Below are 9,713 nucleotides of genomic sequence, written 5' to 3'. Positions count from 1 at the left end.
GGCTCTTAATTCCAAAAGCCCCAGCATCCTTGATGTTGGGGCTTTTTTATTTGTGTTCTCGAAAGTATGACTCGCCGCACAGCTACAACCTGCAAACAAAGTTAACATTCGGTAAAGACTGGCCGACCCAGAATATAAAAAGAGCCAGCTCCAGAGACACTCATCAGTCATTCAATCGATGCCGTCAATAACAAGAAACGGCGCAGGGTGTGGCTATGAGTAAAAAACTGCAGGCACTTGTTGTTGCCATTGTTTCCCTGCCGGTATCTACCGAAGCAGGTCTTCAGCCTATTTCCGATGAGCAGATGTCGGAAGTCACCGGGCAAGCGTTCCTATCGGTTGATCGCCAATACCATCCCGATCCGGACAACACTACCTCTTATACCCGCGTTAACCTTGGCATGGATATAGAAATCCAGACCAATGTTGATGTTCTGGAACTTGGCCGTTATGACAGGGAAGGTGAGAAAGCCGGCTCATCGGACGTCTTGATAAGGGATTTTGCGCTCGGCTATATCAACAACCAGGCCTACTATCAACGTAACCCCAAGGTGGCGAGACAATATCGTCCGGATGGCTCTTCTTATAACGAGAACGAAATCGTTCCGTTTATGATCGATAACCCCTTTTTCGAGTTTGCATTTGATGAGGCGACCAGCGAGGTGGTTGGTGTTCGCCTTGGCTTTGGTGATGCAATGGGAGTGCTGTCGGGTAAGATCGAAACCCTGACGGGTAATGTGAATGTGGACATCATTGACCGGGGCGAAGGACTGCGGGATGCCAGTTCCAGCGGTAACTTCTTTGATCAACTGATTGTTTTGCTGACCCCTCTTCTGGAAGGCGGCAGTCCCCTGGCAACCAAAGCGCAGCTGGTCTACGGCGATGATAACGATCCTCGGGTTGGTGAGCTTGACCCGATAAGAGCAGAGTACATCGGTATCCCCAATGGCGAAAAATTCGTTCTGGAGAACGCAGGCAGCTTCACCCGCTGGTCGGTTAAAAACCTGATTGGCTGGGGTTCGAGCTCGGAGATAGAAGTTCCCAATTGTTCATTCTTTAGCTGCGGTTCCGGTGATATCTACGTGTATGCCGATGGCTGCAGGGTGTTGGGCATTGACGCCTGTTTTGACCTGGATATCTACAACAGCTTCCCTATAGGGCAGGTAGAAGAGGTTAACGGAGAGCGCAGGCTCACCGGCCCGGCGAACGGAGCGTTCATTTCTTTCCAGACCAAAGATCTGGATTGGCTGAAAGACGTTAAGAAAAGCGATCTAACGGTGGAGGACTTTATCCGGGCGACCTCAGGTGCCTTCTTTAATATTCCGAACGGTGCCACCGAGGTTAACCTGAACGAAGCCCTGAATGGGACTGATCGATATCGTACTGAGTATATCGATCGTGGCCGGGGGCTGTTCTGATGAGCGCGCGTATGCTGTGGGGCAAAGCAGGCTTCCGGCCTACCTGTGCAGGGGTGTTTCTTCTCCTGGTTGCTGTTGCTCCGGCCTCCGCTCTGGCTGAGCTGGAGCGGCTTGCCGAGTCAGAGATGTCGGAAATCGACGGGGCAGGTATTGGCCTGGTATTCGATAACTTTACCTTTTCCCACGGCACTGACCGGCCGGACACTGACGGCAACCAGGCGCGCATCTTCCGTATATCCGGTATCAAGAGTACCGATGGTCGGGAAGTGGATATCACTGTCAACCACCTGTATATCGCAGGCGCCAACTCAAATTATGGGGAAAACCTGACGCCGGTGAATCTTGGCAGGCTGGTTAATCCGTGGAGAATCGATATTGTTGACGGAAATGACATTGGTGTTCCCGATAAGGCGGTTCTTGAACTGGCGGCGCCGAGCAAGATTCCGGGAGCGGAAGGGTTCGACTGCATGGGCGCCTCTGCCGCCGCCGGCAGCGGCCAATGTTCCAGTCGACCAGCCACAGCTGACTGGATTGGCGAGCGCGCCGATATCGGTATGCAGATGAATGTCGCCGTTGGCGATGACCGTTCAGCGAATCTCAATATCCATGCCCGAAGTGCTGTTATTGACGGCAGTTATCTGCGTTTGTGGGGTGATGACCAGCGTAAACAGATGGCGGGGCAATTCAAGCTCAACTTCTATTCACCCGAAGTGTCAATCAATGCCTGCACGCAGGACGGCACTGCTTGTGGTTCCCGGATTACCATGTCGGATTTTGCATTGGAGCTGGCGATTGGTAACAGTCTACAGCCGGTATTTTTCGACGTTGATGGCGGCGGAAACTTCATCCTGGAGGTGGAAACCATTCGCTCCCCGGGAGCCGGCCAGATTGCTGCAAACGGACTGAGGGCAGGGAGTAATGCCCAAACCTGGGATTTCTACCAGGATTACTACAGCAACCCTGAGTATCGAAGTAACCTCCAGATCGGCAACTTCAGCGTTGGCGACCGTGATTTCGGCGCTGCACGGGTTGAGGGCATGCTGATACAGCATTTGCAAATACAGACAAAGGACCTGGCGCCATGACGTTTCCATACGCAGTTCCTGTGCTCTCGCTGTCACTGATGGTAGTCCTCACCTTGCCGGTCAGAGCGGAGATGGCCCCGCTGGGAGATGAAGCTTTGTCGAAGGTAGCAGGACAGGGCGGAATTTACCTGTCGGGTGACATCAGCATCAATGAAATGGGCGGGCCGGTAGAGAATGCTTACTTTGGCCGTTGCGATGAAACCGACAAAAAATGCGGCGCCCGGTTTGCCTACCGCTTGAAGGAAGACGGCGGTTGGATAGTTCTTGATGAAATTCGGGGGTTGTTTGCTTTCGAGGGGTTAACGCTAAGGGTAAGAAAGATCGATTCCGGGTTTGGCGGCGACGGCGAACTGTTTGATCGGGATGTCATTGAGCTGGGGTTGCCAGATACTGTTCGGTTTACCGATGTGCATTTCAAGGTCGCGGCCAGCAGTACCGCCAGGCCGACCGATCCGGGATTCATCCAGACCGATATTTTTGCGGTGCAGATGCAGGGTGATGTCATCATGCAGGGCAACCTGCTGGTCTTTCCGGACGGAAACCCATGAGGAAAAGCCTAATGGCCATGACAGATTCTCGTCTTTCCCCGGGTCCTCTTTTATTGGTATCGATGGTGCCCGTGCTCGTTAATCCTGTGGCTGCCATGGAGCGGTTGGATGATATCGCCCTGTCACAGATTCAGGGGCAGAGCGGTATCACATTGGAGATGGAGTTGAACCTCTCCGCCGACCGCCTCTCTTATTATGATGATGGCAAGGGTGTGCATCTTGAGGGTATGCGCGTTGGATCTTCCAGGGGAGATAATGCGGGGGCGTTCCATCGGGTAAAGGTAGACATTGGGGCCGATGCATCATTGAACCTCGATTATCTGGTAGAGGATCGAAGAATCGAGTTTTCAGATATACGCCTGGCCGGCGCCCCCGGTGTGGGTATGGGGGGGATATTCTTTGATCACTCCCTGCAGGGTAGTCTGCGTATTCGACAAGGTGGGGCTGTGGGTGGCAGTGGTTACACCTTCGATACCGCCTACACCATGACGGGGGGGCGATTGGGATACCGAACCAATGGCAACAGTGTCTTCCTGGATGATATCACCATGGACGTCCAGGCTCTTGGGGTTACGCTGGATGTTGTGGGGGACACGCTGCAGCTGGCTTCCCCGGAGGTGATCGGTAACTGGAGCGTTGGTGCCATTCGCTACAGCAACGAACCGGGCAATGTTGGCCAAAGTTATGGTTCTGCCACGGGGCTGTCCTTGCCAAGCTACGGTGGGCTGCAGGGGCACTACGAGCTTTCCTCCGTGACCGACATCCGGGCCGGTGGCCGGTCGGGTGAGGGGTTAAGGCTGGATAATGAAACCACCATACACACGGCATCGTTTATCTATCTGGATGATGGCAACAGCTTGGCTTTGCGGGATATCACCGGTGACTATCGCATACACGACCTTCGCCTGGATGTTTCAGAGGACTGGCGTGGCCGGCCTGCGGTTGCGCTGACCCTTGGTGGACTGGAGGGTAATCTGAATATCGGCTCTATAGAGGTCGGCAATAGCGGCCAAAGCTTTGGCTCGCTGAATTTGTCATTTTTACTGGAAGACCAGATATTCAATGGTCGAACCTATCGCAATGAGTTGTATCTCCAGGGTGGCGGGCATCCTGACGCCGGCCCGCAGGGACTTCGCATGGCAACGGAGTGGAGTTTGCGCCTCGCGGATCTGAGCTACACGGAGGATGGCAACCGTGTGATCTTCAGCGGTCTGCAATCCTGGGGATCGGGGGATGTCACCGTCAATGTCACGCGTGACGAAGTGCGTAATGGCACACGGTTCTACGATGGTCTGCGAATTGGCTTTGAAGGCCTGGAAGTGGGTTATCGTATCAACGGGCTCCGAGTGGGCGGTGATGACGCGCCGCTCCAGGGCGGTACCGAGCTGCTGTTGGCACTGGGATTCTATCCCGCCTATGAGTTCGAACTGGATGGGCATATAACCCTGGGTGCCGGCGGCGCCTCGGGAGAGGGGCTTACAATTAATTCTGACATCCAGATTCGGGATGGTAAGGCCGCGGTGATCGCGGCTCCCTATGATGAAGGTAATGGCGAAATCGCCCAGAAGGGACTTTGGCTGACGGAAATGACTTATGACGGTCACGTCCGGGATATGACCCTGGATGTGACCGAAGAGGGGTTGGCCGTTGGCACCGGGGAGTCCTGGAGCACCATGGATATCGGCAATGTGCGAGTGGGCACCAAGGACGACGGTGCCAGTATGGGACGGTTACGAATTCAAAAATATCAGACCGGCAGCACGGCTTTGGTGAAGCCCGGAGGGGCCGGAGATATCTGTGTCGGGGGTGCTGGTAGTTCTGAGGGGGCCTGTGTGGCCGCCGGCGGGCAGTGGGAGACTCGGGGCAGCGAGGGTGTGACCATCGACATGATTCAGGTTCTGGCTCGGGCCGAGGGCGACGACAAGAAGAATGCTTTGATGTGGGAGAGTAATCGCGCCGTGGATGGTCAGGGAAGGCCAATAAACAACACCGGTATGAAGTTGTTGGTTAACGATATCTATACCAGTGATGGCGGTGACTTTGACGGTGATGGCGTTGAAGACAATCGCTTCGGTATTCGAACCGATCTGTCGGTGGATGTCTACCAAACCAAGGTTACCAAAAAAGAGGATGGGCCTGACGCCCAGGGTGTAGTGGGAAGCCGCGGCGATGAGAAAATCATCAGCCCAGGGTCGGCGGCTGGGTACCGGTATGTAGCCAATCCGGGCCCGGGAGACATTGCTAACCGCCCCCTTGGTTTTGCGGTAAAGGCAGATACCCGTTTCAAGGAGCTCTCAATCAATAACATCGATCTGATCCATCCTGTCGGCGGCAGTCAAACGATTGTCTACGGAGCAAAATTCCAGAACGTAGATATCCGTGCGAACCTGACCGCAACCCCCATACCCTGACGATTCAGGGGTCCGGTTATGGCAGACGGGCAGTCAAGGCGACTGTCCTTTTTGTGTTTTCGGCTGTCCTGTTGTTTAATCCGGGCTGCTCCATGTCGCCTCCGGAAGTTGTTTCATGAAATCCAGTTCGCTGTTATCCCTTCTTGAAGATCGTCGAATTCATTCCGGCGAATCGCTGGCGCAAACGCTCGGTATTTCCCGAACGGCGGTCTGGAAGCAGATTCGCAAAGCGCAAGTCGAAGGCGTGGAAATCAGAACCATCCGGGGGCAGGGGTATCAGCTCATCTCTACGTTGGATCTTCTGGCAAGTGACCGCATTCGGAAAGCACTGCCGGAGCGCCTGCATAACGTCATTGCCCTTGATGTTCTGGATACCGTTGACTCAACCAACGCGGAAGTGGCGCGACGGTTGACCTCGGGGTTGAAAGGCGTGCCGGTAGTGGTGGCTGACAGTCAGACTGCAGGTCGTGGCCGCCGGGGGCGTCAATGGGTGAGTCCGCAGGGGGAAAACCTTTATCTGAGCCTGGGGTTGAGTGTTCGAGGCGGGTTTTCTGCCCTCGACGGTATGAGCCTTGTATTGGGGGTGGCGGTCAGTCGGGCACTGTCGACCTTTGGGGCAGCGGACGCCGGTTTGAAGTGGCCGAATGATCTGTTCTACGGTGATCGGAAGTTTGGCGGGATACTGGTTGAGATTCAGGGAGAGCTTCAGGACGGAGAAGTGCAGGTTATTGCTGGCATAGGGATTAACGTTCATATGAAGCAGGCTGAGATGGTCGACCAGCCATGGATAAGCCTCGCCGAGGCATGGCCGGATGTCGTCTGGACGCGAAATGCTCTGGTGGCCGCTATTGTGTCGGAGGTAGTAGAGATTATTGCGCAGTTCGAGCGTCAGGGCTTTGCTCCGTTCAGGGATGAATGGCAGGCCCGGGATATCTTTTTCAACAAAGATCTGGTGGCCAGGGATGGTGGCGTTGAGGGTAGGGGTGCCGGTATCGATACCGCAGGCAACTATCAGGTTGTTACTCCTGAGGGGCTGGTGCCCGTCAGGGCAGGAGATATCAGCTTGCGGGTGCGATCATGATTCTTTTGCTGGACTGTGGCAACACCCGGCTAAAATGGCGCCTCATGGCCGATGGAGTCGTCGTGCATGACGGTGGCGGAGCCCTGGAAGAAACAGTGACTTTTGCTGAGTTAACACCCTACGCCCGCAAGATAGATCGTGTTGCCGTATCGACAGTCGCATCGGAGCAAAGCCGGCTGCGCCTGGACGAGAGTTTGGCAGCCGTAACGGCTGCCCCGGTTCGATACCACTGGGCGGAGGTAAGCCGGGACGGGCTCACGAATTCCTACCAGGACGTGGCCAAAATGGGTGCCGACCGATGGCACGCAATGGTGGCCGCCTGGGTTGGCGCCCGGCGCAGTTTCGCCGTCGTGGATGCGGGCAGTGCAGTGACCATTGACTATGTCGATGGCCAGGGCCAGCACCTGGGCGGGTATATTCTGCCAGGGCTGAATATGATGCGCCGGAGCCTCAAGCTGGATGCCGCCCGCATTGGATTCGAATACGACGAACAGATCAACGCTGCGCCGGGCCAGTCCACCGGTGAGTGCGCAAACCACGGTCTTGCATGGCTGACAGAGAGTCTCGTCCAGCGTCTGCTTGGTGATGTTGGTCGCCTCGGGCTGGAGCGAGTTGTTTTGACCGGCGGAGATGCGGGGCGGTTTCTGTCGTTGGGGCTGAAGGCGGAGCATCGGCCCGGTCTGGTGCTGGAGGGGCTGGAAATCGTCGATCTGCAGGAATCGCGGGGATGAGGTTGGTCGCACTGGTGTTGTTGCTGGCCAACCTGGCTGTCTGGTTTGCCCCCGGCTTGATTCCGCCGGTCATCTATGAGGGGGCGGCCGGTGGTGTTTTGCCTCGCGTTGCTAGTCTGAAAGTGTCCGATTCGAGTGAGCAGGCTCCGCTACTTTCCACGGAGTGTGTCAGGGTCGGTTGGTTTGACTCCCGCGAGGACGCCACTGCAATTGCAGAACGGGTTGGCGAGCATTTCCGCATTGAGGAGCGAGAGCGGGAGTTGCCGCCCCTGAATTGGGTGATGATCCCTCCGCAGCCCAGGGAGGTGGCGCTATCCCAGTTTCGCGATCTCTTTAGTCGTGGCGTGGAGTCTTATGTGGTGACAGAGGGTGAGTACCGAAACGCCATCTCGCTTGGTCTGTTTGAGTCGAGGGCGGCAGCAGAGTCTGTGCTGGAGGAAAAAAAACAGCAGAATCTCAATGTAGTGCTAGTCAACTTCCCCCGAAATCGTATAGGATACGCCCTCGTTTTTGATGTTGAGCCAGCAAGGGAAACCGAGGTGGTTCAGGCGGTTGAGGCGGAAAGTCACAGCAATTTCGACTTCGTTGAAATCTACGCTTGTGAAGGTGTTGCATCACCAGAAAAAAATCCGTAGTATACCGCCCTCGCTGAACAGGCGAATGTGAGCTGGCGTAGCTCAGTTGGTAGAGCAGCTGACTTGTAATCAGCAGGTCGGGGGTTCGATTCCGTCCGCCAGCTCCACTTTAAGTTTTGAGCAGGTTTGCGGTTGCAGATCTGTACAGGAGGGGTTCCCGAGTGGCCAAAGGGATCAGACTGTAAATCTGACGCGAAAGCTTCGCAGGTTCGAATCCTGCCCCCTCCACCACTAATTGCTCGCGGGCATCGTATAGTGGCTATTACCTCAGCCTTCCAAGCTGATGACGTGGGTTCGATTCCCACTGCCCGCTCCAATTTGGTTTCAATGCTCATGTAGCTCAGTCGGTAGAGCACATCCTTGGTAAGGATGAGGTCACCGGTTCAATTCCGGTCATGAGCTCCATTTTTATCCGGTCAACGTTACGATCCTGGTTGATTAGGGAGATTGGTCGAATGTCTAAAGCAAAGTTTGAGCGTAACAAGCCGCACGTAAACGTGGGCACTATTGGTCACGTTGACCATGGTAAGACCACTCTGACAGCCGCCCTGACTCGTGTATGTCACGAAGTATGGGGTACGGGTGAGAGCCGTGCTTTCGATCAGATCGATAACGCACCGGAAGAGCGTGCGCGTGGTATCACCATCGCGACCTCTCACGTTGAGTACGATTCTCCGACCCGTCACTACGCACACGTAGACTGCCCGGGCCACGCGGATTATGTTAAGAACATGATCACCGGTGCGGCCCAGATGGACGGCGCTATCCTGGTCTGCTCCGCTGCTGACGGCCCCATGCCGCAGACTCGTGAGCACATCCTGCTGTCCCGTCAGGTTGGTGTGCCGTTCATCGTTGTGTTCCTGAACAAAGCGGACATGGTAGACGATGAAGAGCTGCTTGAGCTGGTAGAGATGGAAGTTCGTGACCTGCTGAGCCAGTACGACTTCCCGGGTGACGACACTCCGATCATCACCGGTTCTGCGCTGATGGCTCTGGAAGGTAAAGACGACAACGAGATGGGTACTACTGCTGTTAAGAAGCTGGTAGAAGCCCTGGATGACTACATCCCCGAGCCGGAGCGTGCGATTGATCAGCCGTTCCTGATGCCGATCGAGGACGTATTCTCTATCTCTGGTCGTGGTACCGTTGTTACCGGTCGTGTAGAGCGTGGCATCATCAAGGTAGGTGACGAAGTGGAAATCGTGGGTATCCGCGACACCACCAAGACCACCTGTACTGGTGTTGAGATGTTCCGCAAGCTGCTGGACGAAGGTCGTGCCGGTGAGAACGTAGGTGTTCTGCTGCGTGGTACCAAGCGTGACGACGTTGAGCGTGGTCAGGTTCTGTGTGTACCGGGCTCCATCAAGCCGCACACCAAGTTCGAGTGTGAAGTGTACGTACTGTCCAAAGAAGAAGGTGGTCGTCATACTCCGTTCTTCAAGGGCTACCGTCCGCAGTTCTACTTCCGGACTACTGACGTAACCGGTTCTTGTGAACTGCCGGAAGGCGTTGAAATGGTAATGCCGGGTGACAACGTGAAAATGACTGTTACCCTGATCGCTCCGATCGCCATGGAAGATGGTCTGCGCTTCGCGATTCGTGAAGGCGGCCGTACCGTTGGTGCCGGCGTGGTCTCCAAGATCATCGAGTAACCTTCGGGTTACTCGTTGTTTGTTGCGCTGAGTTGTTTCGGTGCAGGCCAGTAGCTCAATTGGCAGAGCAGCGGTCTCCAAAACCGCAGGTTGGGGGTTCGATTCCCTCCTGGCCTGCCATTTTTCAACATCCGGATACATAAGTTGATTCC

General features: G+C 55.4%; 8 protein-coding genes and 5 tRNA genes. All 13 read left to right on the top strand.

Annotated features, from left to right (window positions below; translation table 11 throughout):
- Positions 1-215: 215 nt before the first annotated feature.
- The 13 genes from ACTZWX_RS15525 (at position 216) to ACTZWX_RS15465 (ending at position 9,681) form a co-directional block, all read left to right on the top strand.
- The gene (locus tag ACTZWX_RS15525; RefSeq protein ID WP_444714683.1) at positions 216-1,418 is read left to right on the top strand and encodes a DUF6160 family protein; all 1,203 of its coding nucleotides are present in this window, start codon (positions 216-218) and stop codon (positions 1,416-1,418) included.
- Complete coding sequence (locus tag ACTZWX_RS15520; protein ID WP_228704068.1) at positions 1,418-2,503, top strand: hypothetical protein; 1,086 nt, start codon at positions 1,418-1,420, stop codon at positions 2,501-2,503. Before ACTZWX_RS15525 ends, ACTZWX_RS15520 begins: the two co-directional genes overlap by 1 nt.
- Positions 2,500-3,051, top strand: coding sequence for a hypothetical protein (locus ACTZWX_RS15515; protein ID WP_444714682.1), 552 nt, complete (start codon positions 2,500-2,502; stop codon positions 3,049-3,051). The genes ACTZWX_RS15520 and ACTZWX_RS15515 overlap by 4 nt, the downstream gene beginning before the upstream one ends.
- 11 nt (positions 3,052-3,062) lie before the next feature.
- Positions 3,063-5,462, top strand: coding sequence for a DUF6160 family protein (locus ACTZWX_RS15510; protein WP_444714681.1), 2,400 nt, complete (start codon positions 3,063-3,065; stop codon positions 5,460-5,462).
- Positions 5,463-5,577: 115 nt separating this feature from the next.
- Positions 5,578-6,543 carry a biotin--[acetyl-CoA-carboxylase] ligase gene (locus ACTZWX_RS15505; RefSeq protein WP_444714680.1) on the top strand — a complete coding sequence of 322 codons (966 nt, stop codon included), beginning with the start codon at positions 5,578-5,580 and terminating at the stop codon, positions 6,541-6,543.
- The gene (locus ACTZWX_RS15500; protein WP_444714679.1) at positions 6,540-7,274 is read left to right on the top strand and encodes a type III pantothenate kinase; all 735 of its coding nucleotides are present in this window, start codon (positions 6,540-6,542) and stop codon (positions 7,272-7,274) included. Before ACTZWX_RS15505 ends, ACTZWX_RS15500 begins: the two co-directional genes overlap by 4 nt.
- The gene (locus tag ACTZWX_RS15495; RefSeq protein WP_444714678.1) at positions 7,271-7,909 is read left to right on the top strand and encodes a hypothetical protein; all 639 of its coding nucleotides are present in this window, start codon (positions 7,271-7,273) and stop codon (positions 7,907-7,909) included. Before ACTZWX_RS15500 ends, ACTZWX_RS15495 begins: the two co-directional genes overlap by 4 nt.
- A 31-nt stretch (positions 7,910-7,940) precedes the next feature.
- Positions 7,941-8,016: transfer RNA gene (locus ACTZWX_RS15490), tRNA-Thr, on the top strand.
- Between the two features lie 40 nt (positions 8,017-8,056).
- Positions 8,057-8,140: transfer RNA gene (locus ACTZWX_RS15485), tRNA-Tyr, on the top strand.
- A gap of 10 nt (positions 8,141-8,150) precedes the next feature.
- Positions 8,151-8,225 (top strand) — tRNA-Gly (locus ACTZWX_RS15480).
- Positions 8,226-8,238: 13 nt separating this feature from the next.
- Positions 8,239-8,314 (top strand) — tRNA-Thr (locus ACTZWX_RS15475).
- A gap of 50 nt (positions 8,315-8,364) precedes the next feature.
- Positions 8,365-9,561, top strand: coding sequence for an elongation factor Tu (gene tuf, locus ACTZWX_RS15470; protein WP_068351550.1), 1,197 nt, complete (start codon positions 8,365-8,367; stop codon positions 9,559-9,561).
- Positions 9,562-9,605: 44 nt separating this feature from the next.
- Positions 9,606-9,681: transfer RNA gene (locus ACTZWX_RS15465), tRNA-Trp, on the top strand.
- The last annotated feature ends 32 nt before the right edge of the window (positions 9,682-9,713 follow it).

Source organism: Marinobacter sp. NSM, assembly GCF_052380025.1.
GTDB lineage: Bacteria > Pseudomonadota > Gammaproteobacteria > Pseudomonadales > Oleiphilaceae > Marinobacter.
The sequence above is the reverse complement of the archived record's forward strand: the minus strand, read 5'-3'. Positions and strand labels throughout refer to the sequence as shown.